This window comes from Acinetobacter johnsonii ANC 3681 (assembly GCF_000368805.1).
Taxonomy (GTDB): domain Bacteria; phylum Pseudomonadota; class Gammaproteobacteria; order Pseudomonadales; family Moraxellaceae; genus Acinetobacter; species Acinetobacter johnsonii.
In genome coordinates this window covers 1,344,701-1,371,164 of sequence record NZ_KB849705.1, presented here as the reverse complement: position 1 = coordinate 1,371,164, position 26,464 = coordinate 1,344,701, and the positions used below count along the sequence as shown (strand labels likewise).

Annotated in this window: 25 protein-coding genes and 1 tRNA gene; 16 read left to right on the top strand and 10 right to left on the bottom strand. The window is 42.2% G+C overall.

The genetic code is table 11. The annotated features are described in order from the left end of the window. Position 1 precedes the first annotated feature (1 nt). The 16 genes from F946_RS10755 (at position 2) to F946_RS10675 (ending at position 12,056) form a co-directional block, all read left to right on the top strand. The gene (locus F946_RS10755; RefSeq protein WP_004982157.1) at positions 2 to 499 is read left to right on the top strand and encodes a molybdenum cofactor biosynthesis protein MoaE; all 498 of its coding nucleotides are present in this window, start codon (positions 2 to 4) and stop codon (positions 497 to 499) included. Between the two features lie 189 nt (positions 500 to 688). Beyond that, positions 689 to 2,110 (top strand): cysteine--tRNA ligase, encoded by a 1,422-nt coding sequence (cysS, locus tag F946_RS10750; protein WP_004982156.1) that lies wholly within the window; start codon positions 689 to 691, stop codon positions 2,108 to 2,110. Between the two features lie 64 nt (positions 2,111 to 2,174). Next, positions 2,175 to 2,250 (top strand) — tRNA-Gly (locus F946_RS10745). Between the two features lie 147 nt (positions 2,251 to 2,397). Beyond that, complete coding sequence (locus F946_RS10740; RefSeq protein WP_004982154.1) at positions 2,398 to 3,045, top strand: 2'-5' RNA ligase family protein; 648 nt, start codon at positions 2,398 to 2,400, stop codon at positions 3,043 to 3,045. Beyond that, positions 3,036 to 3,554 carry a bifunctional adenosylcobinamide kinase/adenosylcobinamide-phosphate guanylyltransferase gene (gene cobU / locus F946_RS10735; protein WP_004982152.1) on the top strand — a complete coding sequence of 173 codons (519 nt, stop codon included), beginning with the start codon at positions 3,036 to 3,038 and terminating at the stop codon, positions 3,552 to 3,554. Before F946_RS10740 ends, cobU begins: the two co-directional genes overlap by 10 nt. Next, a complete protein-coding gene (gene cobT / locus F946_RS10730; protein WP_004982132.1) occupies positions 3,551 to 4,603 on the top strand; it encodes a nicotinate-nucleotide--dimethylbenzimidazole phosphoribosyltransferase in 1,053 nt (350 codons plus the stop codon). Before cobU ends, cobT begins: the two co-directional genes overlap by 4 nt. A 2-nt stretch (positions 4,604 to 4,605) precedes the next feature. Continuing rightward, on the top strand, positions 4,606 to 5,208 hold the full coding sequence (locus tag F946_RS10725) for a histidine phosphatase family protein (protein WP_004982129.1): 603 nt from the start codon (positions 4,606 to 4,608) through the stop codon (positions 5,206 to 5,208). After that, on the top strand, positions 5,208 to 5,951 hold the full coding sequence (locus F946_RS10720; RefSeq protein WP_004982127.1) for an adenosylcobinamide-GDP ribazoletransferase: 744 nt from the start codon (positions 5,208 to 5,210) through the stop codon (positions 5,949 to 5,951). Before F946_RS10725 ends, F946_RS10720 begins: the two co-directional genes overlap by 1 nt. Positions 5,952 to 6,222: 271 nt before the next feature. Further along, a complete protein-coding gene (locus F946_RS10715; RefSeq protein WP_004982125.1) occupies positions 6,223 to 7,200 on the top strand; it encodes a KpsF/GutQ family sugar-phosphate isomerase in 978 nt (325 codons plus the stop codon). A 3-nt stretch (positions 7,201 to 7,203) separates the two neighbouring features. Continuing rightward, positions 7,204 to 7,743, top strand: a complete 540-nt coding sequence (locus tag F946_RS10710; RefSeq protein WP_004982122.1) for a KdsC family phosphatase — start codon at positions 7,204 to 7,206, stop codon at positions 7,741 to 7,743. Positions 7,744 to 7,777: 34 nt separating this feature from the next. Then, complete coding sequence (gene lptC / locus F946_RS10705) at positions 7,778 to 8,320, top strand: LPS export ABC transporter periplasmic protein LptC (RefSeq protein ID WP_004982120.1); 543 nt, start codon at positions 7,778 to 7,780, stop codon at positions 8,318 to 8,320. Then, positions 8,310 to 8,876 carry a lipopolysaccharide transport periplasmic protein LptA gene (gene lptA, locus F946_RS10700; protein ID WP_004982118.1) on the top strand — a complete coding sequence of 189 codons (567 nt, stop codon included), beginning with the start codon at positions 8,310 to 8,312 and terminating at the stop codon, positions 8,874 to 8,876. Before lptC ends, lptA begins: the two co-directional genes overlap by 11 nt. Beyond that, on the top strand, positions 8,876 to 9,622 hold the full coding sequence (gene lptB / locus F946_RS10695; protein ID WP_004982115.1) for an LPS export ABC transporter ATP-binding protein: 747 nt from the start codon (positions 8,876 to 8,878) through the stop codon (positions 9,620 to 9,622). The genes lptA and lptB overlap by 1 nt, the downstream gene beginning before the upstream one ends. Before the next feature lie 262 nt (positions 9,623 to 9,884). Beyond that, complete coding sequence (locus F946_RS10685; protein ID WP_004982113.1) at positions 9,885 to 10,481, top strand: IMPACT family protein; 597 nt, start codon at positions 9,885 to 9,887, stop codon at positions 10,479 to 10,481. Further along, positions 10,474 to 11,085, top strand: a complete 612-nt coding sequence (locus F946_RS10680) for an acyltransferase (protein ID WP_004982112.1) — start codon at positions 10,474 to 10,476, stop codon at positions 11,083 to 11,085. The genes F946_RS10685 and F946_RS10680 overlap by 8 nt, the downstream gene beginning before the upstream one ends. Before the next feature lie 128 nt (positions 11,086 to 11,213). Continuing rightward, positions 11,214 to 12,056, top strand: coding sequence for a universal stress protein (locus F946_RS10675; protein WP_004696353.1), 843 nt, complete (start codon positions 11,214 to 11,216; stop codon positions 12,054 to 12,056). A gap of 141 nt (positions 12,057 to 12,197) precedes the next feature. On the opposite strand, the gene F946_RS10670 is transcribed toward F946_RS10675, so the two are convergent. The 10 genes from F946_RS10670 to F946_RS10625 form a co-directional block, all read right to left on the bottom strand. Beyond that, a complete protein-coding gene (locus F946_RS10670; RefSeq protein WP_004982107.1) occupies positions 12,198 to 12,863 on the bottom strand; it encodes an O-methyltransferase in 666 nt (221 codons plus the stop codon). Between the two features lie 133 nt (positions 12,864 to 12,996). Next, positions 12,997 to 13,716, bottom strand: coding sequence for a D-Ala-D-Ala carboxypeptidase family metallohydrolase (locus F946_RS10665; RefSeq protein WP_004982106.1), 720 nt, complete (start codon positions 13,714 to 13,716; stop codon positions 12,997 to 12,999). Between the two features lie 132 nt (positions 13,717 to 13,848). Continuing rightward, the gene (gene fdxA / locus F946_RS10660) at positions 13,849 to 14,172 is read right to left on the bottom strand and encodes a ferredoxin FdxA (RefSeq protein WP_004696359.1); all 324 of its coding nucleotides are present in this window, start codon (positions 14,170 to 14,172) and stop codon (positions 13,849 to 13,851) included. Positions 14,173 to 14,379: 207 nt separating this feature from the next. Next, positions 14,380 to 17,013 carry a DNA mismatch repair protein MutS gene (mutS, locus tag F946_RS10655; RefSeq protein ID WP_004982104.1) on the bottom strand — a complete coding sequence of 878 codons (2,634 nt, stop codon included), beginning with the start codon at positions 17,011 to 17,013 and terminating at the stop codon, positions 14,380 to 14,382. 251 nt (positions 17,014 to 17,264) lie between these two features. Next, positions 17,265 to 19,271 carry an esterase/lipase family protein gene (locus tag F946_RS10650; protein ID WP_004982102.1) on the bottom strand — a complete coding sequence of 669 codons (2,007 nt, stop codon included), beginning with the start codon at positions 19,269 to 19,271 and terminating at the stop codon, positions 17,265 to 17,267. 132 nt (positions 19,272 to 19,403) lie between these two features. Next, complete coding sequence (locus F946_RS10645) at positions 19,404 to 20,306, bottom strand: ABUW_2363 family tetratricopeptide repeat lipoprotein (protein ID WP_004982101.1); 903 nt, start codon at positions 20,304 to 20,306, stop codon at positions 19,404 to 19,406. A gap of 123 nt (positions 20,307 to 20,429) precedes the next feature. Further along, positions 20,430 to 21,239 (bottom strand): serine O-acetyltransferase, encoded by an 810-nt coding sequence (gene cysE, locus F946_RS10640; protein ID WP_004982100.1) that lies wholly within the window; start codon positions 21,237 to 21,239, stop codon positions 20,430 to 20,432. Then, on the bottom strand, positions 21,232 to 22,080 hold the full coding sequence (locus tag F946_RS10635; RefSeq protein ID WP_004982098.1) for an RNA methyltransferase: 849 nt from the start codon (positions 22,078 to 22,080) through the stop codon (positions 21,232 to 21,234). Before F946_RS10635 ends, cysE begins: the two co-directional genes overlap by 8 nt. A gap of 33 nt (positions 22,081 to 22,113) precedes the next feature. Continuing rightward, positions 22,114 to 25,683, bottom strand: a complete 3,570-nt coding sequence (gene dnaE, locus F946_RS10630) for a DNA polymerase III subunit alpha (protein WP_004982097.1) — start codon at positions 25,681 to 25,683, stop codon at positions 22,114 to 22,116. Positions 25,684 to 25,876: 193 nt separating this feature from the next. Next, positions 25,877 to 26,395: a hypothetical protein gene (locus tag F946_RS10625; protein ID WP_004982095.1), complete on the bottom strand. Its 519-nt coding sequence runs from the start codon at positions 26,393 to 26,395 to the stop codon at positions 25,877 to 25,879. Between the last annotated feature and the right edge of the window lie 69 nt (positions 26,396 to 26,464).

Here is a 26,464-nt window from a genome sequence, read left to right as displayed (position 1 = left end):
GATGGAATTAAAACAATTTCCGCGGATTCAAACCGTGGTTTTTAGTCAAAATGACTTTGATGGCATCCAACATTTTCCTGAGTGCGGCGGCATAGGCATATTCATTGGTACGGTGCGGAATCACCATCAAGGTAAAGCTGTAAAAGCATTGAAATATACCGCTTATGCACCTGTCGCTGAAAAAATGATTCGTCAAATTGAACAAGAGATCCAATTAAAATATGGCGTGTCTTATGTTCGGGTGGTGCATCGCATTGGCGCTTTAGATATTGGTGATACTGCCATTATTGCGATGGCTTATGCCGCGCACCGCCGTGAAGCCTTCCAAGCCTGCGAGGAAGCGGTGGAACGGGTGAAACATGAAGTTCCTGTGTGGAAAGAGGAGTTTTATGTGGATGGTACCAGTCAGTATGTCGAGGGCTGTTGTATTCGAACAGATCATGAAGCGCCAAAACCTCATAGCCATGAGCATTGCGAGCATGTACATGTTCATCCCTAGTAAATGCATCATGCAATGCCAATATTTACCGGTAACCCGTTTAAGATTTGGATAATGGAAATTTGGAAATAGTTGCGTATAAATGAAAAGCGGCGAGATAATTGAAAGAAAAATCTTCTGAAAACTTTATGAAAAATAATGCTTAGGTTAAGATGATCCATTCTTATATTTGAAGTCTTTTGAATCGCTATGCAACCATTTGTTCTATATAACTCAGAGCAACGCAAAAAAGTAGAATTCGTACCTCGTGTTGAGGGGCATATTGATATGTATGTTTGCGGTATGACGGTATATGACTACTGTCATATTGGACATGCGCGCGTGATGGTTGCATTTGACTATATTATTCGCTTCCTGCGTAGCCAAGGTTGGAGCGTTAAATATGTACGTAACATTACCGACATTGACGACAAAATCATTAAACGTGCCAATGAAAATGGCGAGTCGATTACGCAGCTGACAGACCGCTTTATTCAAGCGATGAATGAAGATGCTGAAAATCTAGGTTGTTTACATCCAGATGAAGCACCGCGTGCGACGGATTATATTGATCAAATGCAAAGCATGATTGGTAATCTGGTTGAAAAGGGTACAGCTTATCCATCTGCCAATGGTGATGTGTATTTCCAAGTGGAAAAATTTGCTAAATATGGTCGTCTTTCAGGACGTAAACTGGAAGATATGCAAGCGGGTGCATCTGAACGTGTCGATGTTGAAGTTGAGAAAAAACATCCCTTTGACTTTGTACTTTGGAAACATGCCAAAGAAAATGAACCTGCATGGGCTTCGCCATGGGGCAAAGGTCGTCCGGGCTGGCATATTGAATGTTCTGCGATGTCGACTTGCTGCCTAGGGAACCATTTTGACATTCATGGTGGTGGTTCAGACCTCATGTTCCCGCACCATGAAAATGAAATTGCACAGTCTGAGGCTTCAACTGGCGAGCAGTATGTCAATTACTGGATGCATGTTGGTTTCATCAACGTTGATGGCGAGAAAATGTCGAAGTCATTGGGCAATTTCTTTACCATTCGTGATGTGATGGATAAGTTCCATCCTGAAGTGATTCGCTACTTCATTGTGTCATCACACTATCGTAGCCCTGTGAACTTCTCTGATGTTGCTTTAAAAGAAGCAAAAACAGCGCTGTCACGCTTCTATCATTCATTTAAAGCTTATCAACAAGCCTATGGTGATACACAAGTCGATACCTTAGACGAAACATTGCATGAGCGTTTCAATAGTGCCATGCGTGATGACTTCAATACCGCTGAAGCCATTGCGGTATTGTTTGAAGTCAACAAAGAATTGAACCGTGCCGTGAAAGAGCAACAAGCGGAACAAGCGGCGATTTACTATGCAACCTTACGTCATTTAACCAATATTCTAGGTTTGGTTCAGCACAATGTTGAAGAGTTCCTGAAGTCTGATATTGGGCAAGAGGCGTTGGCTTTGTCTGAAGAGCAAATTGAAGATTTGATTCAACAACGTCAAGATGCGAAAAAAGCCAAAGAATTTGCCGAAGCGGATGAAATTCGTCAGTCCTTGTTAGATCAGGGTGTAGTTTTGGAAGACACTCGTCAAGGGACAATCTGGCGCCGCGCTGATTAATTCAGCAATTGCATTATAGAGTGTTGACAGTTTGATGAAACTCTCTATAATGCACATCCATATTGCGGGAATAGCTCAGTTGGTAGAGCACAACCTTGCCAAGGTTGGGGTCGCGAGTTCGAGTCTCGTTTCCCGCTCCAAAATTTAAAAAGCCTCAAGTTTAACTTGGGGTTTTTTTATGCCTGTAATTTGAGTATGTTGAAAATAATTCATTTAAATGTGAAATTATCTCGGTGTGTCAGACCATAATTTTGACAAAAATATGCTTAAATCATTCATCTTCATTTGTGAATAAAATTTTGTTTCTTCAACCCAATAGCACTGTAGTACCGACCGAAGCTCGAGACTATCCTGAATGGCATTTGGGACGAGAACGCTATGCACTTTGGTATATTGAAGTGGATGATCCCGTTTTGATTGGCTATTTAACTCAGCTTCGTGAGCAGTTCCCAGATTTACTTTATCAACCGAACCAACGGCAGTTCCATATCACCTTATTTGTTGCGGGTTTTTGGGTTGAACAGGTGATACAGTCGGATGACTTTAGTCGAGCGCAACTGACTCAGCAGTTTGAACATCTGAAAAATTTAAAACTAGAATCTTTTCAGTTACAGGTGGGGGGATTAAATAGTTTTGAAAGTGCTTTATTTTTAAAAGTGGATGATGCCGCAGGCGTGTTGGATAAAATTAGAAAAACATTGCTGCATACATCGCAGGAAATCGCAGCATTAAGTTATTGTCCGCATATTACAGTAGGCCTGTACCGTGAAGCAGTGAGTAGTGATCATGTATTGGCACGTATGGCTGAAATAGAAGATATCCACTATAGCTTAAACGTCTCAAAGCTCAAGTTTGGCTTTTATCAGGCGCATGTTCTACAAGGGTCATTGTTTTCACATACGCAAATTGAATTGGGGAATGCGCAATGCAACTGATTTTAGGTGGTGCACGTTCGGGGAAAAGCCGTTTGGCGGAGCAGATTGCCCAACAGCTGGCGCAGCCTGTAGTTTATGTGGCAACTGCACAAGCCTTGGATGGGGAGATGCAAGCGCGTATTCAACACCATCAGCAACAACGACCCGAAGATTGGAGGCTGTGTGAGGAACCCACTTATCTTGCCGAGCAGTTGGTCAAATTAGACCGTCCAAACCAAACTATTTTGGTTGATTGCCTGACCTTATGGATGAGTAATTTACTGATGCATGCTGACCCAGATTTGCAAGTTCAAGAATGCCAGAAGTTGTTAGATCTTGTAGGAAATTTACAGTCTGAGCTGATTTTAGTGAGTAATGAAACAGGCCTAGGTGTGGTTCCAATGGGACAAATTAGCCGACGTTTTGTTGATGAAACAGGGCGATTGCATCAGCAGTTAGGTCAAATTGCTCAAAAAGTGGTGTTCTGCGTAGCAGGATTTCCAATGATTTTAAAAGGAGAACAAGTGTGAATTGGTGGTTAGAAGCATGTCAAAGTCCGAGTGAGTCTGTATTGGCTCAAGCCCTAGCACGCCAGTCACAGTTGACCAAGCCAACGGGATCATTGTCGGAGCTTGAATCGGTTGTAGTGACTTTAGCAAGTTTGCAAAATACTGTACAACCCAAGATTGACCGCCCATGGATTACGATTTTTGCAGGTGATCATGGGGTGATGGAGGAAAATATTTCTGCCTATCCACAAGCGGTGACACGTCAAATGTTGCAGAACTTCGCAACTGGCGGGGCGTGTATTAGTGTGATTGCCAAAGAGTATCAAGCCAAGTTACAAGTCATCGACTGTGGTTCAGTCGGTGAAGCTTATGAATATGTCGGGGTTGAACGCCACTGCATCCGCGCGGGGACGGCTAACTTTGCTCAAACCCAAGCCATGACTGAAGCTGAATGTGAAGCAGCTTTTGCTTTGGGGCAAAAAAGTGTGGAAGATGCCATCGCTTATGGGGCAGATATCTATGTCGCGGGGGAGATGGGCATTGGAAATACCTGTTCAGCCTCAGCTGTCGCTTGCTTTTTATTGGCTGAACCCGCTGAAAAGCTCACGGGTGTTGGAACGGGTATCCGTACTGAACAATTAATACATAAAAAACAGGTGATCGACCAAGCACTTGCATTGCATGCACAATATGTCGGGAACGATCCGTTTAAAGCCTTATGTGCCGTGGGTGGACTTGAAATTGCAGCCATGACAGCTGCGTATATTCGCTGTGCACAATTGGGTCTACCGATAGTGGTGGATGGGTTTATCAGTACTGTTTCGGCATTGCTCGCAGTACGCTTAAATCTACAGGTTCGTGCTTGGATGCTCTTTGGGCATCAGTCGGCTGAATATGGTCATGTACGTTTGTTAGAAGAACTTAAAGCGATGCCTTTATTGAAGCTGAATCTGCGTTTAGGTGAAGGCAGTGGAGCAGGGGCCGCACTGGGGTTGATCAAGCTAGCCTGTCGCTTACATAATGAAATGGCGACATTTGCTGAAGCAGCCGTGATTGGTGAGAAAGTTTAGAGATGTTGTATTTAGATTTTCTGCGCCACGGCGAAACCAGCTTAAGTCATACTCTACGGGGTAAAACGGACGATGCTTTGACGGCGAAAGGATGGATGCAAATGCAGTCTACTATTGCTCATGCTGAGCAGGTTAGTCAGGCGTGGGATGTCATTTATAGCTCACCATTACAGCGCTGTCGTCTGTTTGCAGAGGAGTGGGCGGAGCAAAAACAGCTCCCTTTGTATATAGAACCGAATTTGCAAGAAATGGATTTTGGAGAATGGGAAGCTCAGCCGACCGAGCGACTCTACCAACTCTTTCCAGATGAATTGGCTCAATTTTGGCAAACGCCGTTAAGTTTTACACCGCCTCAGGCAGAAAGCTTATTGGCATTTAAAAGCCGTGTTCTCGAGTCTGTAGAGACCTTGACCCAGCAAATGCATAAGCAGGGCTGGCAACGGGCGTTGATTATTTCTCATGGCGGCGTAATCAAATTATTAAAATGCCAAGCGCTGAAGCAAAATGATAACGATCTTTTAAAAATGTCAGCAGAGTTGGGACAATTGAACCGCTTTGTATTCGATCAAGGACAACTTCAGTTTATTCAAAGTGAGGATGTGTAATGACACCTTTTTGGATTGCACTGCAGTTTTTAACGACGTTTCCAGTTCGTTTAAGCACAATGCCAACGCCTCAGCAAAATGCGCAAGCACTGTTATTTTATCCTGTGGTGGGTTTGCTCATAGGAGCCATTCTGTATGGGATAACCCTGTTATTGTATGCTTTGCCACTTGTGCTGTTAAGCAGTGTGATTCTGGTGCTATGGATTTGGCTGACGGGTGGTTTGCATCTGGATGGTTTGGCCGATACCGCAGATGCTTGGGTCGGTGGTTTTGGCGATAAAGCACGCACACTTGAGATCATGAAAGATCCGAGTTGTGGGCCGATAGGTGTACTCAGCCTTGTCATTGTATGCATATTAAAGTGGTCTGCACTGTATGTGTTATTGCAGCAGCAGTGTTATAGCACACTCATTTTATTTCCTGTCTTAGGGCGTCTTGTGCCGCTATTTTTCTTTTTAAGCACAGACTATGTGCGTGCTAAAGGACTCGGCAGCCAGTTGGGCCAACATTTAGCACGACCAATTGCAATGGCACTTTTACTGCTGATACCTTTGGTGGCTTTGTATTGGGCATGGATTGGTGTTGTGGTGATTGCCACGTTTTATCTGGTACTGTGGTATTTACGATATAAATTTATACGGCGTATTGGTGGTGTGACGGGAGATACCATTGGTGCCAGTATTGAAATAATTGAATTAGCGACATTGTTTAGCTTTGTGGCGGCTACTTTTTATTTCACTTAAGTTAAGGAATTAATAAGAGCCTCTCAGCGTGAAAGATGTGCAGTCATACGTGGCCGAAAGAAAAAATAATAAAAAGATAGCGAGCTATATGCACTTGAAACAAAGGTCTTCCATCATCAGCAAAACACATTTGTAGATATGTTGTGAAAATCCAAAGATTTCCGCGCTAGTTGTCTACAGAGATATGATAAAATTGCGAAAATTATTTTTTATGTGCTGACGTTTCATTTCGTCACACGGTTCAGGTAAAACAACGTTGAATTCTGAAAATATGTCAAATCCCATTGATTTCCAAAAAGTTGCTTTAGAAACACTAGAGATAGAACGTCAGGCACTCTCGGTACTTGCTAAGCAAATCGATGATCGTTTTAGCCGTGCTTGTGAAATTATCTTAAAGTGCAAAGGTCGCTTAGTCATTACTGGCATGGGTAAATCAGGGCATATTGGCCGAAAAATGGCAGCCACATTTGCCTCTACAGGTACGCCATCATTCTTTATGCACCCAGGTGAAGCGGGGCATGGTGATTTAGGGATGTTGGTTGCAGGTGATGTGCTGATTGCGATTTCAAACTCGGGCAAGAGTGATGAAATCATGATGCTGATGCCTTTGATTAAGTATTTAGGTGTGCCTTTAATTACTATCAGTGGTGATGAGCGTGGGCCGATGCCACAGAATGCTGATGTGGCGCTGACATTGGGCAATATTCAAGAAGCTTGTCCATTAGGTCTAGCACCAACATCGAGTACAACGGCGACTTTAGCTTTGGGTGATGCATTGGCTGTTGCACTGTTAGATGCACGTGGATTTACTTCAGATGACTTTGCACGCTCGCATCCTGCGGGTGCTTTGGGTAAACGCTTGTTATTACATGTGAAGCATTTAATGCACACTGGAGACGAACTACCGAAAGTGTCTCCAGATACAGCAATGAACAAAGTTCTGTACGAAATCTCTAACAAACGCCTAGGTTTAACCACAATTGTGGATGACAATGATCATCTATTGGGGATTTTTACTGATGGTGATTTACGCCGTTTGATTGATAAACAGCAAGGTTTTGATGTGAACTTGGCGGTGTCTGATGTGATGATTAAGAGCCCGCTGACGATTTCACCGGAAGCACGTGCTGTTGAAGCATTAGAGCGAATGAATGAAAAGAAAATTAACCAATTTGTCGTTGTTGATGAGAGCAATAAAGTCATTGGTGTTTTGAGTATGCATGACCTGATTCAAGCTGGGGTAAATTAAAAAATGGCTTCTTATATTTTGTTAGAACAAGCGCGTTATGTAGAAGCTCTAGTTTTGGATGTTGATGGTATTTTAAGTGATGGTTTTGTGACTTTGACCAACTCGGGGGACGAAATCAAATCTTTCGATATCCGTGATGGTTTAGGCATGAAACTGGTTCAGCAAGCTGGTGTGAAAGTGATTATTATCACAGGACGTAAAAGTCAAATCGTAGAAAAACGGATGTCTGATTTGGGCGTAGACCTTGTTTATCAAGGCCGTGAAGACAAAGGTGTTGCACTGCGCGAGGCTTGTGCAAAATTTGGTATTTCACCCGAAGATTGTTTATACATGGGCGATGACTGGCCTGACCTATCTGCATTTGCTATTGCCGGCATGAAAGTGACCGTGCCAAATGGTCATTTAGAAGTACGTCGTCGTGCCGATTTGGTAACTCAAGCGATGGGTGGACGTGGCGCGGTACGTGAAATCTGCGATATGATTTTACAAGCCAAAGGTGTATACGAAACTTTACTTGAAAAGTACACCGCAGTCCCGCATTAATCTGTATGCATGCATGAGAGTTTAGTTAACATTTATGGATACTAAAGTTTTATATATCACTGCTGTAGCCATTGCGGCTATCAGTAGTGGTTATTACTATTACAGCGGAAAAGGGCAAAAGCTCGAGGTCGATGGTGCGCAAAGCATGACCTATTCTGCTGAGCAGATCCAACTGACTCAAACAGATGAGCAGGGTAATTTATACGTCCGCGCAAAAGTAGACCGTCTTGAGCAGGACATGCAAAAGAAGACCTCTAAGTTAGAGAACTTAAATGCTGAGATGTATAAAGATGGAAAAGTAGATGCGACTTTCTATGCCGAGCAAGCCAATGGTATCAACGACAACGAAAAAGTCGTTCTGACAAATCAAGTGGTTGCAAAGAAAATGTTGGATCAAGGTCAGATGCAGTTTGAGACTGCAGAACTGACCGCGTTTCCACAGACGCGTGAATTGGAATCTCAGCATCAAGTGGTTGTCACGACACCACAAGCAGAATTTGTCAGTCAGGGCTTAAAAGCGAATTTAAATACGGGTCAATATGACTTTTTCCATATTCGAGGGAAGTATGAACCATAATCCAAAATTTTCTATTTCGAAAACTTTCCTCAAGCAAACACTTGCACTGAGTTTAGGTGTGGCTGTTTCAACTTTTGCTTTGGCGCTGCCAAGTGACCGTAGTAAAGCGATTTCGCTGGTGGCAGATCGTGCAACTTTTAATGAAAAAACGGGTGTAACGACGTACACCGGCAATGTCATCATTGAACAAGGCACGATGAAACTACAAGCGGATTCGATTGTTGCCAATTTAAATCAAACTCGCCAAATTAGCACCATTACGGCCAATGGTAAGCCTGCACGTTTCCAGCAGCAGGTCAGTACCAATAAGGGTATTGCCAAAGGTCAGGCGCAAAAAATTATTTATAATGCAGAAACAGGCATTATTACCTTATCAGGCAGCGCACTTCTAGAACAAGATGGTGCCAGTATTCGTGGTAATACATTACGTTATAGTATGAACAAAGGTGATATCGAAGCGATTGGTACACCAAACAGCAGTGGTTCGTCGAGTGGTCGTGTTCAAATTGTGATCCCACCTTCAGGTTCTCAGTCCTTTCCGGGAGCGCGTGACTAATGGAGCAAACTCTCAATCAGCCACAAATCCTATGTATTAAGCATCTCGCGAAAAACTACAGTAAGCGTTGGGTAGTGAAAGATGTATCTTTTAGCATGCAAAGCGGACAAATCGTAGGTTTGCTCGGTCCTAATGGTGCTGGGAAAACCACCAGCTTCTACATGGTGGTTGGACTGGTGCGTATGGACAAAGGTGAAATTCATCTTGATGACCTAGACATGTCTGATTTGGCCATGCATGAACGTGCGCGTAAAGGCATTGGTTACTTACCTCAAGAAGCCTCAATTTTTAGAAAACTCACCATTTCTGAAAATATTATGTCGATTTTGGAAACGCGTAAAGACCTGAACAAAGAACAACGTAAACAGCGTTTGCATGAATTGCTGGCCGATTTTAAAATTAGCCATATTAAAGATTCATTGGGTATGAGTGTGTCTGGTGGTGAACGTCGTCGTGCTGAAATTGCACGTGCACTGGCAGCCGATCCAAAATTTATGTTACTCGATGAGCCTTTTGCTGGGGTTGACCCAATTTCAGTGGGTGACATTAAAGATATTATTCGTACTCTAAAAGACCGTGGTATTGGCGTTCTTATTACGGATCATAACGTTCGTGAGACTTTGGCGATTTGTGAACGTGCTTATATCGTGAGTGAGGGTGCGGTAATTGCTGAAGGTTCTCCAGATGAAATCTTAGCCAATGAAACCGTGCGTCAAGTTTACCTTGGTGATGACTTCACTGTATAAGCTTTTTCTGCGTCAATGAAAATAATTGGCGCAGATTTCCCTCTAATATTTTTAATCCATCGCTTTGTATTGAATTAAGAATAGGGCATCCCTTTATATTCAAACTGCGAGCTCTGCCATCCTTTTGAAATCGCTTTTTCAGCATGTTACACAGTATGCATATCTCTTTATTTCGTGTCGGCTTAAAGCGAAAAGCCATTTTCATACGATAGCTGATTGAAAATACGTTATAATTTTTTGTGAAATTTTTAAAAATTACGCTATGCCATTTACCATCTCTAGTTTAGTGAGCTATGAAGAAGACATTAAAAAAAGTCGTTTTCAAGCTTTTGCTGTGCCTGTAGAAAATGAACAAGCCATTAAAGATTTTCTAGAGCAATATAAAGATATCAGTACCACGCATCAGTGCTGGGCATGGAAAATTGGCCACAATGTTCGTTTTAATGATGACGGTGAACCCTCAGGTACTGCAGGTCGTCCTATTTTAGCGACCATTGAAGGCAATGAACTAACCAATATTTTGGTTTTAGTCAATCGTTGGTATGGTGGTGTCAAGTTAGGTACAGGCGGGCTGGTACGTGCTTATGGTGGAACAGCAGGACAGTGTTTACTGTTGGCTGAAAAAATAGAGCTTATTGAGAAGAAAAAAGTGTATTTTGCCTGCCAATTTAATGAATGGGCGATTTTCCAGTACGAGCTGAATAGCCAGCAGATTGAATTTAATGAGCAATATACTGCGGATGGCGTGCTTGTAGAGGCATTATTACAAGTGCATCAGATTGAAGCGCTCGCACTTAAAATACAAGATGTAACCCGTGGACGTGAAGCGTTAAAAATTGTGGATGACCATCATGACTGATCCCTTATTAAAATATCGTGAGCAGCATAAGCACCGCTTAAACTATATGCCCTGGTTGTATTGGTCGCTCAAGCCTAAAAACCGCGTGTGGGCGGAAGAGTGGCAGCAAGAATACCAAGCTTATCTAATGGAAATGGAAACCGTTGAAATTGGTCAAAACTGTTTTATTTCTCCATTGGCACACATATTTGCAGAGCCTGGTCGAAAAATTGTCATTGGGGACAACACGTTTATTGCTGCCGATTGTACTTTGCATGGGCCTTTAGATATTGGCAGCGAAGTCGCGATCAACCACCATTGTATTTTAGATGGTGGTCGTGTGGGGATTAAGTTACATGATCAAGTGCGTATTGCGGCTTATTGTCACTTATATGCCTTTGATCATGGCATGGCACTCAGTAATCCGATTTATCAACAACCTGTGCGTTCACAAGGGATAGAAATTGGACGGGATGTTTGGTTGGGTGCGCATGTGGGCGTGAAAGATGGAGTGAAAATTGGTGCACATGCAGTGGTGGGAATGAATAGTATGGTAACCAAAGATATCGCGGAGCAATCGATTGTTGCTGGCAATCCTGCTCAGTTTATTCGTTTACGTGATTAAGATATCAAAGAATATTGAACATTTATCAATACTTAATTACATAAAAACCTGCCATCAAAAAAAAAGATATGCTAAGTTTAGAACAACAATGAGACCTTATACCAAATGCGGTGTAATGAGAGGCGATAATGAAACGAGTCATTGCATGTATCGATTCTTCCCCTTGTATCAATGCCCTAGCAGAAGCTGCGGCGTGGATTGCAAAACAGACGGGGCGGGAATTGGTCCTTTTACAAGTTTTGGATTATTATCCTGCAAGTTATCACTTAGGTGAAATTAGCGGGGTAATTGGATTTGAAAGCAATGCAATGTTGCTCAAAGAGCTGGCTGAATTAGAGCAAAAACAAAGTGAACTTGCGCTCAGTTATAGCAATAATTTACTCGATCATATTTCTAAACTCATTCTCGAAACGCATGGCCTACATACAACGCATATTCAAGAAAAGGGTGACTTTCTAGAGCAAAGTTTTAACTTATTGCATGAAGATGACATTGTGGTGATTGGCCGTGTGGGTGAGAAATCGGCTGAACGCAATAAACCATTGGGCAGTAATGTTGAGAACTTTATCCGTGGCGCAAACTGTACCGTCATGACGGTAGGCGATAGCTTTAAGCCACCTACGCGCTTTATCTTTGCCTATGAGTATTCACCGACCTGTGTGAAGATGATGAAACGGATTGCGCAAAGTGATCTACTGCGTCTCTTACAATGCCATTTAGTCTATGTCGGTGACCACCCTGAAATTTTAAGAGAGCCTGAACAATATCTGAAAGATGCAAATTTAGATGTGATTACAGAATATCGTTATGGTGACGTGGCTGAGAATATTCTGGAATACCAAAATGAGCATGGCATACAATTGATTGTACTCGGTGCATTCAGCCACAGTAAAATTCATCAGTTCTTCTTGGGCAGCATTGCAACCACCATCTTTAGGAATGCCAAAGTTCCTTTACTGGTCGCCCGTTAATTTAGAGTGATTTATCTAAATTGAAACTGTTTTATCCATAGTTATCCGCATTAATTGTGGATAACTATATGGACAGTAAATGTAAGTTTATAATTTATATAAGCTTAAATTAATCGATTGTTTTTTAATCTAAGTTTTAGCTTATTTTACAATAGCTAAGGCAAATCCATCATGTCCTTTGCTACCGACCGTTTGAAGTGCGGTGCACGACAAAATTTTCGGATGGTTTTGCATCGCTTTGAACATATCTCGAATCCCTTCAATACTTGGTTTGTGATTTTCAGGATTGATAATATCGCCTGCACGAATCACGTTATCGAGGAAAATCAAAGTACCTGAATGCGATAGGTTCAGGCTTAATTCCAAATACTCTGGGTAGCTTTGTTTATCTGCATCAATAAAAATAAAGTCGAAAGGTTCAATGTCTGCCGGCAGTGATTTAAGGATATCTGCTGCACGTCCACATTTGAGTTCAACCGTTTGTTTGAGCTGAGCTTTGTCGATATTTTCTTGACCCATCGCGGCATGCGTATCCCTCCCTTCAATCGTTAAAATATAACCGTCTTCAGGTAAAGCGCGCGCTAACCACATGGTGCTATAGGCAGCAAAAGTGCCAAGCTCTAGCACGCGCTTACATTGATTCATTTGAATCAGCATTTGTAAAAGCATGCCTTGGTTCGGTGCAACAGCTAAGTGATCTGGAAAACCATGCTTCTCTGTATTTTCTAAAGTTTGCAGTAGAATGGGGTCTTCAGGAATTAAATGTGCATCGATATAGTTATCAATCTCTGTCCACATTTGTTGCATAGCATGTTCACCTTGGTTGCGATGTGGAGCATTTTAAACTTTTATTTTCAGAGTGCAATTTTTCCGACCATATTTGTTGAAATCAATGCTCAAAAAAAAAGAGGTCATATTGCCCCCTTTTAATTTTTAAAAACTAGTAACTACACATCGAAGAATTGCGACTGAGGTCTGGGCCCCATGTGCGATATCCTTGGGTATCAATGTGAATCTGACCAGAAGCATATAAACCTAAGCCCATGTTCAAGCTCTGTCCATGTTGGGTCCAAAATTGGCATAGACGATATTTTGTATTTTCAATATAAGCATAATCTTCAGGTTGCGGGTTTTCAGACCCAATTCGAAAATCGATGGCAGAATTGAATAAGTGGCGTGACGAGTTTGCACCGCCAGCACATTGGTTTAAAGGCAGATCACGATAAACCGAAGTGACTTCAAAATCGGTCAGTACTTTGGCTGCAACTAAATATTTAAATACTTTTAAGGTCGCAATTTGGTTTTTCCAAAGTTCACGGTTCGGAATCATGTATTGTGAACGACCACATTTTTGCCAGTCACGTGCTGTTCTGAGCAGTTCAAAGCTTGGGATGATATTTCCCACACCATTGCGTTCAAGAAAAACTTCATACTCACGTACGCGTGCTAGCGTGTCACCGACAGACATCCAAGCATTGTAGGTATAAGGAATAATTTTAGGTGGAGCAGGGCGGTCAAAACTAATTTTCTCTTGCGGGATAAAAATACGTTTTCCATCAGGAGTTGTGATGGTCTGGCCTTTGTGGGATGAAGTCGTACAGCCAATCATCACCAAGGGGATTATGCTAACCGCAAATAATCCCTTTAAAAATTTCTTCATTATAGAAATCAAATATTTAAAAAATACGGCTATTATTTTAATCCAAATTTGTGAGGAAAAATTGGAAATATTGCAATCAAATGTGTGTTTTAGGTATAAAAAAAGATCAGCTTATGCTGATCTTTTTCTGGCTTACTTTTCTAAGTATTGTAACTTATCTGCTTTACCGTTCCATTCTTCACGGTCAGCAGGTTGGTCGCCAATTTGGGTAATGTTTGGCCAAGTTTGTGATAATTCAGCATTTAGTTCAATAAATACTTCTTGACCTTCTGGCAGTTCATCTTCAGAGAAAATTGCATTTGCTGGACATTCAGGTTCACAAAGTGCGCAATCGATACATTCATCCGGATTGATCACTAGAAAGTTTGGACCTTCATAGAAACAGTCTACTGGACAAACTTCTACGCAGTCTTGATATTTACATTTAATACAATTTTCAGTGACAACAAAGGTCATGGCGAAGGCTACCTAAAAATATGGTTCTAATAACTAATGTGTATTTTAGGCAAAAACAGCACCAACTAACAATTGCTTTTATTGATATTTGTTATATGCACGGCTGTTAAATTTGATAAAAACTGAACATTCTGCTGAAAACTGCTTTTGACAATAAAAAAGACCGTCATTTTGACGGTCTAGATGGGTTACAAAAATAGAGAACCACTATGAATGTAACTGATCTTTTAATGCATAAAGCTGCTGTAAAGCTTCACGTGGGCTTAAGTTATCGACATCAATGCTCTTGAGTAGTTCAAGTGCGGCAGAAGGTTTCTCAATTTCGACCACACGTTCAATGATTTCAAGTTCAGGTGTTTCTATCGCGGCAAACAAATCATTTTGAATGACTTTAGGTTTTTGCAGTTGTTGCTTCTCTAAAATTTTCAGACGATTTTGTGCTTCTTTGATCACACTGGCAGGAATACCCGCCAATTTTGCTACCTGTAAGCCGTGACTTTGACTCGCTGGCCCATGTTGGACTTTATGTAACAAAATGAGGTTGCCATTGAGCTCTTTTGCAGTGACATGGTAGTTATCAATTGCAGTTTCTTTCGCCAGCTCGGTCAGTTCAAAGTAGTGTGTGGCAAATAAACATAAGCATTTAATGCGTTTGGTTAAGTCGAGTACGCAAGCCCATGCCAAAGATAAACCATCATAGGTACTGGTGCCACGACCAACTTCATCCATCAAAACCAGCGACTGATTGGTTGCATGATGTAGGATTTGCGAGGTCTCAGTCATTTCCACCATAAAGGTCGATTTGCCTGTAGATAGGTCATCTGCAGAACCAATACGGGTAAAGATTCGATCAATAGGACCTAAGACTGCTGATTGGGCTGGTACATATGAGCCACAATAGGCCAATAGGCTAATTAAAGCCGTTTGACGCATAAAGGTTGATTTACCGCCCATGTTAGGACCCGTAATAATGGCCATACGGTGGTTGAAATCAAGTGTCGTGTCATTCGGTGTAAATGTGGCTTTGTTCAACGCCTCAACCACTGGATGACGTCCTGCAATAATTTTAACCCCAATTTCAGGACTATACTCAGGACGTGACCAATTACGTAAGCGAGCCTGATGTGCAAAGTTGGCTAAGAGGTCGATCTGCGCAATAGCGCTACTCATCATTTGTAAATGACCAATGTCGGCGCGGAGTTCATCTAAAAGCATTTCGAACAGCATTTTTTCGCGAGCTAATGCACGGGATTCACTCGAAAGCACTTTGTCTTCAAAGGTTTTTAGCTCAGGGGTGATATAACGCTCAGCATTTTTCAAGGTTTGACGACGAATGTAGTGATCAGGTGCTTGCTCGGCTTGTGCACGGGTCAGTTCAATATAATACCCACTGACACGGTTATAACCAATTTTTAAGGTCGAAATTCCAGTATTTTGACGTTCTTGAATTTCAAGGTCGATCAAGTACTGTCCTGCATGATCACGGATTTTACGCAGTTCATCGAGTTCATGATCAAAACCTTCCGCTATCACATTTCCATCTCGTAAAAGCACAGGTGGATGTTCAACGATGGCAGACATTAAACGTTGATGTAAGCCATGGAAATCACCCAATTCCTCATTCAATTGGGTAATGAGTGCGGACTGTTTGCTTTGGATCACGGGCTGAATGGCATGACGTAAATAAGGGACTTGCGCACAGGCTTGACGCAGCTGCACTAAGTCGCGTGGACGGGCACTACCTAAAGCCACCCGACTGAGGACACGTTCGATGTCTCCAATCTCTTTTAATACTAAACGGACTGGCGATTCATGGTAGCCATCCACAAGACTCTTGGTGGCATCTAAACGTGCGTCTAAGAGCTTGGTATCACGTAACGGTTGCATCAGCGTACGACTAAGTAAACGTCCACCCATTGCAGTTTGACAGTCATTGATGAGTTGGAACAATGACGTGCCGTGTTCAAACAGAGGCTCAACCAACTCTAAGTTTTTCCGCGTCACAGGATCAAGCGCAATGAAATCACTGCTTTGTTCTAGTTGAATCGAACGAATATGCGGCAAGGCAGTCTTTTGCGTTTCTTTGGCATAATGAATCAGCGATGCTGCTGCTGCTTTGGCAAGCGGCAAATGGTCAATACCGAAACCAGCTAAAGTCGATACTGCAAACTGATCACATAAGGTTTTTTGTGCATTGTTTAAATTAAAGTCGACATTGGGACGGCGTGTTACAGGGCAGTCGAGCAGTTTTTTAATGTGTTCAATGATATTGGGGTCGACAATATTTTCATCGACCAAAATTTCACTTGGCATCAGACGAGACAGTTCAATACCGAGTTGCTCAAGCTGAAACTCTTGTTGCTGAACTTTGAATAAACCTGCACTTAAATCTAACAATGCAATACCAATTTCATTTTGTTGTATGCAAAGCGCCACAAGGTTTGAACTTTGATGTGCAGTCAGTAAGGCATCATCTGTCAGCGTACCTGGTGTAATAATCCGGACAACGCCACGTTCAACAGGGGCCTTACCTGTAACCTCACCAATTTGCTCGCAAATGACGACGGTTTCGCCTTTTTTCACCAAGCGAGCAAGGTAGCCTTCAGCTGCGTGGTAAGGAACGCCTGCCATAGGGATAGGTTCACCATTGGCTTTGCCACGATGGGTTAGGGTAATTCCGAGAAGTTTAGCGGCCTTGTGTGCATCTTCAAAGAATAGCTCATAGAAGTCTCCCATACGATAAAACATCAAAGAGTGCGGATGTTGCATTTTGACACCCATATATTGTTGCATCATAGGGGTGAGTGTGGACAAATCAGTTATGATTCCCGAATTGCTCATGTAGGTAAAATCCTTAAATCTTTGAAAATGCACAATATAAAAATAGACCGAGCGACACCGCTTACCGTGTGTATTTATGCGCTATGAACAGCTATTGTATGAATGGCAATATCTTAGCAAAATTGAAAACGACTAAACAATAAATCATCTATAAAGCGAACAGTTGTTAAACAGCCAAGTGATTATTGCTGTAGGCGTTAGGTGTAAAGCAAAAATAAAAAAGCCTAAACATCTGTTTAGGCTTTTTAAGTTTAAGGCTTATACAGACCGAGTTCAGTTAGGTGCAACCGCAGGATACGACGTAACTCAAGAACGGCTTCAGGCGTTTCTTGAATAGAATGTCCCCCTTTAATAATCTTCTCAGACAATGCACCATCTAGATGGGCACTCGTATAAGGCACAACATCGTCTGTAATGATATTGAGGTCATCACTTTTGGTCGCATTACCCATAATGCTGTGGAATTTCATGCCTTTGTATGGAACGACATTTTTAGTTAATCGAGTAAAGTTAGAGTTTTTGCTGAGATCACTTGGCCCATTTTGAATGAGTCCATTATCGACATCTTTAATGAAGGCTTGTAGGTCAGGGTCACTACTTTGTATAACATCGGTCAGTGCCCCCAAAAATGCACCTGGTAGACGAATGACTTTACGTGCCGCAAGGGTAAACCAGCGGTCAGCAAACTCTGTCCCACGATGTGGTGCTGCTAAGAAAATGGCCCGACTAAAGTTTGGAATGGGTTGGATGTCGAGGCGTGATTTAAACAGAGGGTCATTTTTAAATTGTTGCACACGTCGATTGGGTAGCAGTTTCATTGCAGCAGGGGTTAAGTCAGCATCGCTCACCAAAAGCCGCGCAATAATGCCGCCCATACTATGACCCACTAGCACGGCATCCTTTTTGGCAGGTGCTTTGCTGTCGACCAAATTAAAACTTTGTTGAATGATTGCATAGATTTGGAAACGACTTTCTAAAATTGGCATATTGGTCGAGTAGAACACTTGCCAGACTTGATAGTGCTCGCGTAGCACGGGGTCGCCCATGACATCATTCGTCAAACGAATCCATGCCTCTGGACTACTGGCTAGACCGTGAACGAGCACCACCACTTTTTTATTTGGGTTGTACGGCTCAAGCATGTATAGGTGCGGCATGGTGAGGCGTGCATCACGATCAATTAGTGATAAATACGCGGCTTTACCTAAATTGTTTTGTGCTAACCATAAGCCATAAGGCGCAGAAAAGTTTGCAGCAAGAGGGTAACTTTTGCCTGCAATTTTCGCAGATTCAAACTTGTAGGGATCATAAGCTGAGATTTCAAACTCAGGGTTGTTTAAGATTTCATCGATATTGGATGCAGAGCGTGGCTGTGCGGTAATAGTCGCTGCTAAATAACGGGCATTGTGAATGTTAGGATTACGACCATTGGTGTACTGATAATGCAGTGGATCGACAATATATTTGGCTTTTTCAGGTGAGGTGTCATTGTGCTCAGGTGGGAGGACAATCAGAAACTCTGAACCAAAACCATCGCGACGTGTGATAGAGCGCAGACCTGAAAAGTTCATATTGTAAGTTGACATTAGTTGTTCAACTTGACGGTTTTTTAGAAGTGGGTAGTTGTCATAATTAATACGGTAAATACTTTGCCCCACTTTGATTTGATTACCGACTTCAGATGGCCCATGGCGTAGGCCATAACTATTTACAAGTTTAGCGATAGCTTGGTTATAAAAGTCACGGAGTTGGACTTGTCGGTTATCAAAAATACGGTCTTGCGGGCCACGTTTGGTGTTAAACATGTAGGCGTAACTATAGCGAATGCTTTTATCAAGCATGCCAAGTTGTTGATCTAGGCAGTTTTGGTAGTTTTGTTTTTGTAGCGCCTGTTTTTCTTCAGACTGTGTCTTGGCTAAAATACTCACTTTACAGGCAGATGATTTTTCTAAGGAAAGTGCTTTAGCGAGATACAGTTCGCTGGCAGTAGAGAGGAGCTGTTCATCCTGAATTTGTGGAATCTGTTTGAGTTCGCTGACACATTCTTCAGGTTGCTCTGAACAGATTTTGGCTTCTCGGCCTGTCATAGACAGCACGTTTAGACTCGCTTCACTGAGCTTATCCCGCGTTAAAATACTCTCACGCTCATTGGTAATCGTGACGTTCAGTGATTGATTTTTCACACTGACCACTTGGCAACCACTCAAAAGCGAAACGAGAGTGGTCATCATCAAGGTGCTACGGATGTATTTAGGCATAAAAAGCGTCGACTACCGTTTATTCTTTTGAATTTTTTAAATCATACGATAATTCTCGGATTTATCAATTCGCCTAAAATAAAAATAGACCGAAAATTCGGTCTATTTTTAGGTGCATCATAGGTGATGGGATTATTTTGCAGTATTTAGAACTTGCCAAACATTCCAACGACCTTGTTTTTCAATTTCATTAATCAAGCGATCCGCAACTTCAGCTTCTTGTGGATATTTCAGCTTGTAGTTTTTCAAGGTTTGCACCGCATTTTTCTTTTGTTCCATCGCGATGTAGTTATTTGCGGTCGCTAAATAGGCTTCTTGAACACCAGCTTTCATTGCTTTATCGAGGTATGGCATCGCTTCGCGTTGACCACCACCTTCAGACAAAGCAAAACCGAACCAGAAGTTTGCTTCAGGGTCTTCTTGGTTAATTTTTAAAATACGCTGTGCATAAGCCAAAGACTTGGTGGTATAGACTGAACCGAGGTCTAAATTACGTGCCATAACGCTGGCTTTGAATGCACGAACCAGTACATCAAATGAAGCATTGTCTTTCGACGCTAACGTATCGAGCTGTTGTGTCACTTCTTTTAGTTTTAACTCAAAACCTTTACGTTCTTGGCGTTCTGTAAAGCGTGGTGGGTAGTGACGGGCTTTGCCTTCAACCAACTGTAAGAAGTCATCAATTTCAGTAATGTCGACTTCATTGTCGCCCGCCAGTACGGCAAACTTCAACTTACGGTCTTTGCTATTTACGGTCGGAATAATCAGCTTATTGGTGTCTAAAAGCAGTTTTTTAGATGGGTCGTCAGAGCGAGTCACTTCCATTTTGGTTACGGGTTGAGCCGCTGCTTTTTTTAAGTTAATTTCAAATGGAGGTGGCGCATCATAATTAAATGGATTGAGTGCATAAAATGGTGCAGTTAATTCAGGCTCTGTAAAAACGATGGTATCACTATTGTTCTTCGTTGGGTTTGAGCTACACGCTGTTAAAAACGAGACAGCAAGAACAGCAACCGCTAAGGGTTTAAGCATCATAAGGTTCTTCCATTCATTATTTTAAGAAGTGGTATAAAAGGCATGTTCGTCAGTCTAAAAAAACTCTGATGAACATGCAAGGTTTGCTATAGGCAGGTTTTCAAAAACTAACACTTTTCATGTTTAGTCGTTGGATGGCAGGCTTTGAGCTTCACATTCGCGGCGTACATCTTCCAAAATTTTCAATTCTTCAGCACTAAAGGGTTGTTCATTTTGTTGTTGCTTTTTAAAAGTTGGATCAAGCAAAGACAAACGTTGGCAAAGGGTATTCATCCGTTTCTCATTCAGCTGAATGCGGTCAAGTAGAACACGCATACCTTCAAGAATTGGATCAGACTGGTCTTGCGTTGCAGCATAAGGTTGGAAACCAATACTTTCTGCATAATCGCGACGACGTGTTTCTGCTTCATCTTTCGGTTTATCTTTAGAAATAAAGCGTGCAGGGTTGCCAACTGCGGTCGTGTCGGATGGAACAGCTTTGGTGACGACTGCATTTGAGCCGACTTTCGCATTTTTACCGACAGTAAAAGGGCCTAAAATTTTAGCACCAGCACCAACCACCACGCCGTCTTCTAAGGTCGGGTGACGTTTGCCTTTATTCCATGTGGTTCCACCTAAAGTGACACCATGATATAAGGTCACATCGTCGCCAATTTCAGCGGTTTCACCAATCACGACGCCCATGCCATGGTCAATAAAAAAACGACGACCAATTTTAGCACCTGGGTGAATTTCAATACCTGTTGCAAAACGGCTAAAAGAAGACAATAAACGTGCTGAGCCTTTACATTCTTTTTTCCATAACTCATGCGCCATACGGTGCATGATCAAGGCATGAATGCCTGGATATGTGGTTAGAACTTCTAAAGTGTTTCGTGCCGCAGGATCGCGCGCGAATACAGCTTGTATATCTTCTTTGAGCTGTTTAAGCATTAGATTGATCCTCTGTTTGATCCGTATTTGACTTTTTCCATGTGCCATTATTTAAGGCTTGTACACGACTAAAAATACCACGAAGTAAATGATATTCCATACGATCTAATTGTATACGTCCAAAAAGACGACGCAAGCGTAAAGGCAGTAATCGTGGATTTTTGGGGTCTAAAAATTCAATCTCGGCCAACATTTTTTCAATGTGCGGGTAGAACTGTTCCATTTGCTCATGGGTGACCAAAGGCTCATCCCATTGCATAGACTCAGTATCTGTGACAGGCATGGTTGCAGCTTGATCTTCAGCGCTTTCTACAGCAGCAAGAGTTGCCATACGCATTTCATAACAAATCACTTGAATGGCTTGAGCCACATTTAGTACACCATAGTCTGTATTTACAGGAATGGTGACATGATAGTTAGCCATGGCCAGTTCTTCGTTGGTCAGTCCGCGGTCTTCACGGCCAAAGACAACAGCAACATCTTGCTGATCATTTACCACTGCTGAAATTGATTTTTCAGCCGCGGGACGTGCGTCTAGCAAAGGCCAAGGAATGGTACGACTACGCGCACTCGTGCCAAACACTAAATGGCAGTCTTTGATGGCATCGGCAAGGGTTTCAACGATTTCAATCTGCTTGATTAAATCAGTTGCACCCGCAGCCAAAGCATCGATATCGGGATGTGGATAGGTTTTTGGCGCAACCAAAACCAATTTTGAGAGTCCCATTGTTTTCATGGCGCGCAGTGCGCTACCAATGTTCGCAGGGAGTGTGGTATTGACCATGACAATACGCACATGGGAGAGATGCGCTGAAACAGCGGCATTGTCAAATTGGCTCATGATTTTTCCAATGAATCTTTAAAATTTAAATAATTAAGAGAACTGACCGACTTCAGCTTGATATAAGTCCATGGCATCATCCATGCTCATATCCGCAGGGGGCGGTGGTACATCTACAGGTTTGGCTTCTTCATAGCTCACCGCTTTGGCTGCTTTGGATTTGACTTGATATTCCACATGAAGATTTTCTTTACCAAAATAGTCGCGGAGTTTGGAAAGTAGTTCATCCAATGGCGCCACTTTCCAATTAATCCCTAAGTGCAATTCAGCCGTGGCATACGGGTAGTCCAACAGCAATTGCAGTGGGATGTGATTACACATATCGACATTACAAAAGGGTGCAAGAATATTTTTTAAATCTTGGCTCAGTGTTTTTGTACTATGTGTTGGGTCTAGACGAATTTGAATACAGTTGGCGCGTTTTTGACGAATTTCATTCAGCGTAAATGCTTTGGTTAAGCGTCCCATCGGTCGGTCAAAACCTTCACGCTCGTAAATTTCGCCTTCAATTACCACGACTTTTTCATTTTGAATGATGTCTTTAAAACGCATAAAGCGTTCATGATTCGCAGAGACTTCAATTCGTGAGGTACCATCATCCAACGTCACCATCATTCGGTTCGGGAAGTTGGCTACATCGACCACGAGACCTGCAAAAACTGTAGTTACCCCACGACGGGTTGGGGTAAGTTCATTAATTTTATTCGGAATAAACGCTTTCAACTCAGTGCGATAGACATCAATTGGGTGGCCGGTTAAATACAACCCTAGAGTGTCTTTTTCACCTTTGAGACGGACTTCATCTGACCAAGGTTTAACAGGTTTGGCGGGTTTACGTTGTACTTCTTCAACCTCACCAAACAAGTCCATGATGCCTGTTTCACGGTTTGAGCGAGCTTGATCTGCCGCTTGTACCGCTTCAGGTAGCTGCGCCATTAGACTTGAGCGCTCAATGCCGAGGCAGTCTAAAGCACCTGAGCGAATCAATGCTTCTAAAGTCCGTTTATTGATTTTTTTCAGATCAATACGATGGCAGAAATCAAACAAGTCACGATAAGGCCCATCTTGAATACGCGAGTCAATGACCGACTGCATCGCCGCTTCACCGACACCTTTAATTGCGCCGAGTCCATAAACGATCGTTTTGTCGTCCGAAGCATGGAATTGATAGATAGACATATTGACCGAAGGCGGCAATACCTCTATATCATTGTGTCGACAGTCGTCAATCAAGAACACCACGTTATCGGTGTTTTGCATTTCCGAAGACATCACCGCTGCTAAGAATTCAGCTGGATAATGCGCTTTGAGCCATGCCGTTTGATAGGCCACTAAGGCATAAGCTGCGGCATGCGATTTGTTAAAGCCATAACCTGCGAACTTTTCCATATAGTCAAAGATATGGTTGGCAGTGGCTTCATCAATATCTTTTTTGGCTGCACCTTCCGTGAAAATTTGGCGCTGTTTGACCATTTCTTCGGGCTTTTTCTTACCCATCGCACGACGTAGTAAGTCCGCACCACCCAAGCTATAGCCCGCACAATATTGTGCTGCCTGCATTACCTGTTCTTGGTAAACCATAATGCCGTAAGTCGGCTCAAGTACACCTTCAAGTAGGGGATGGAGGTACTCAAACTCGCCACCATGCATACGGTGGATAAAGTCAGGAATCAGGTCCATCGGACCCGGACGGTAAAGGGATACGAAGGCGATAATTTCTTCAAATTTACTTGGACGTGCTTCCTTGAGCATTTTTTTCATGCCCACGGATTCAAACTGGAAGACCGCTGTGGTGTTGGCATTGGCAAAGATGAGGTATGCATCTTTGTCATCAAGCGGAATGAAAGCAATGTCTAAAGGCACATCTAACTGAATGCGTTTATTGATATTCTTCACGGCATCTTCAATGACCGTTAAGTTACGTAGACCCAAGAAGTCGAACTTCACCAGACCTGCAGATTCAACGTCGTCTTTATCGTACTGCGCAACACGGCCTGTACCATCTGCATCACACAGCACGGCAGAAAAGTCGGTAATTTTAGTCGGGGAAATGACCACGCCACCTGCGTGTTTACCTGTGTTACGGGTAATGCCTTCGAGTTTTAATGCCATTTCCCAAATTTCAGCCGCATCGTCATTGTCTGGGTTTGATGGGTTAGTGACAATGTCTTTAAGCTGTGGCTCTGCTTCAATCGACTCTTCGAGGCTTAGACCTAAAGGCTTGGTTGGAATCATTTTTGAGATTCGGTCTGCCAAACCATAGGATTTACCCAAGACACGTGCCACATCACGAATGGCACCTTTGGCTGCCATAGTACCGAAAGTGGCAATTTGTGATACTGCATCGCGTCCGTATGTACGCGCCACATAGTCAATCACACGATCACGACCAGCAATACAGAAATCGACGTCGAAATCGGGCATTGAAACACGTTCTGGGTTTAAGAAGCGTTCGAACAGTAGTCCGTATGGGAGAGGATCTAGGTCCGTAATTTTTAAGCTGTAGGCAACAAGCGAACCTGCACCTGAACCACGGCCTGGACCAACGGGAACGCCATTACCTTTGGACCATTGGATGAAGTCCATGACAATCAAGAAGTAGCCCGGGAAACCCATTTTAAGAATGGTCCCGATTTCATACTCTAAACGATCATCATATTCTTTACGTTTTTCAGGCCAGTATTCATCACGCGTTTCAGGTGGGTACAAAAAGTCTAAACGTTCTTCTAAACCTTCTTTAGATAAATGTGCAAAGTAGGTGTCGATGGTATGGCCTTCAGGAATAGGGTAGTCAGGCAGGAAGTATTTACCTAATTGCAGCGTGACGTTACAACGTTTGGCAATTTGATAAGTATTTTCAATTGCAGAGGGAATGTCTGCAAATAATTCCGCCATTTGTTGGCCAGATTTAAAATATTGCTCTGGAGAGTAATTTTTTAGTCGGCGGTTATCCCCTAATACATAGCCATCGGCAATACAGACACGGGCTTCATGTGCTTCAAAGTCTATTTCTTTCATGAAGTGCACATCGTTGTGCGCAACTACACCAATATTGTATTTTTTAGCCAGTTTTAAGGCTTCATAGTTGAAGTCATCTTCACCTGAGCGTTCTGTTCGACATAGAGCCAAATAAACCCGATTGCCAAATTTTGCAATCCATTCTTCGAGTAAAGGTTCGGCTTTTTGCGGATTCGATGTACAGAGCATTTTGCCGACATCAGATCGCATGCCAAGTAGCGCAATCAGGTCATGGTTTTGTTCTAAAATCCAGTCTTTTGCAACGCAAGGAATATCAAGCTGTTGACCTCGGATAAAACCTTCTGAAACCAGTTCGGTTAGATTACGCCAGCCAACATTGCTCATCGCCAATAATGTCACGCGATGTTCAGCATCGTTCAAGCGAACTTCTGAACCCATAATCGGTTTGATGCCATTATCTAAGCATTTACCATAAAATTTTACAGCAGCGTGTAAGTTAGATAAGTCAGTAATGGCAAGGGCTGGCATACCTTCTGCCTTAGCAGCTTTGACTAAATCAGGTATACGTACAATTGATTCTGTGATTGAAAATTCTGTATGAATACCAAGATGTACAAAGTGCATAAGTGAGTCCCTGCAAAAACCGCTGAATAGTTTAACATGGGAATTTAGATTTCAGTTTGAAAAAGCAGGGAAATGCTTAAGTTTTGATGACTCATCTCATAAATATGCTTTGAGATGAGTTGTGCATATAGCTAGACGACATGCTAAAGCGATTATTGATATCGCCATCATTATAGCGTTGATAAGTTTGGATCTAAGATGCCTTTATTTTATCGAGTTTATTGTTCATCAGTTGAACGAGATATACTGATTCTTCAGCACGAATGAAATTGCCAAGGTCAATCACCTTTGTTCCACGATGAAGTAGAATTTTACCCGGTTGTTGTTTGTTTGGATTGCTATTGACACTCACTTGTGTGATTTCTGAGATAGGGATGATTTTAGATATGCTGATCCCTAGAATAGAGTTTTTCATTTTTAAATGTTGATTTGTGATCTCAATAATTTCTTTTCCAAAGAGCAACCAAAGCCATATTCTGATGAAATTGACAATGATAAATACAAGACCGAGAGCAATGATGATTTGGAAATAGTCACTATAATCTATGGTTGAAAAGTAGTTTTTTGCATCCTCATATAAGCCAATATAGAGTATGAACGAGAGTATTAGGGTGCTAAGGATTAAAACCAGCTTAGGTATAGAAGTTGGAATTGTGATAGACAGACCATTGAAGTCTTGAATTACTGTTGTCTTGCTATTGTTATGATTCATATTATTTTGATTTAAATGGAAATTTAATTAAATTATAAAAGTTTTTGGTAAAAAAAACACCCTGAATTC